Origin of the sequence: Pectobacterium brasiliense (assembly GCF_013449685.1) — a bacterium.
Taxonomy (GTDB): Bacteria; Pseudomonadota; Gammaproteobacteria; order Enterobacterales; family Enterobacteriaceae; genus Pectobacterium; species Pectobacterium brasiliense_A.
Window position 1 is genome coordinate 1 of sequence record NZ_JACDSF010000122.1, and the last position, 665, is coordinate 665.

Genomic DNA, 665 nt, shown 5'->3' on the forward strand with positions numbered 1-665 from the left:
AGTCGCGGATATCCTGCATATTTTTCCGCTTCTAGTTCAGCATTCCCCTCAGGACTTTGGCTGGCTGCGTTCCCGCTGGCGAACAAGAATGCCAGGGGCGGTAAGTGTCAAGATAGTTGGCACCCCCGGTTAATTTAGGCTGCCTGTTTTTCCCGCTCTGGATTCAGCATTACCTTGCCTACCTGATGCCGGTTTCGAGTCCTTTCCGACCAGCGTTCTGGCCGTTGTGCTTTTGCATTTTGGTACACCTCATCCCGTTTTTCAACAGCACGCCGTCTTCTCCACGATGTCGCTGACCGGTCGTCACATACCTGATGCCGCTATGTCTATGCGTTTCGTTATACCACTGCGTAAAATCCTCTACCCATTCACGCGCTTCATCCAATGTGCCGAACCCTGAGGACGGCCACTGCGGCACATATTTCAGCGTCCGGAACAGCGACTCCACATACGCATTATCGTTACTCACCCTCGGCCGGCTGTGAGAGGGCGTTATTGCCAGCTCGTGTAGCTTCATTTACAACGTCTGTGATTTCATCGCCGCACCGTTGTCCGCATGCAGTACTGGCGGGTTTTGCCAGCATCCTTCCCGAAGGACCGTGCGTTGTATCAAGGCTGCCGCCTGCTCCCCCTCTGTCAGGGTAAAGGCGAGTTTATTGTCGGCA

General features: G+C 54.3%; 2 pseudogenes. One reads left to right on the forward strand and one right to left on the reverse strand.

From position 1 onward, the window contains the following. A pseudogene (locus H0248_RS22320) lies at window positions 1-91 on the forward strand (hypothetical protein); the annotation flags it as partial. A gap of 43 nt (window positions 92-134) precedes the next feature. Here H0248_RS22320 and H0248_RS22325 read toward each other — a convergent pair. Further along, a pseudogene (locus H0248_RS22325) lies at window positions 135-665 on the reverse strand (transposase); the annotation flags it as partial.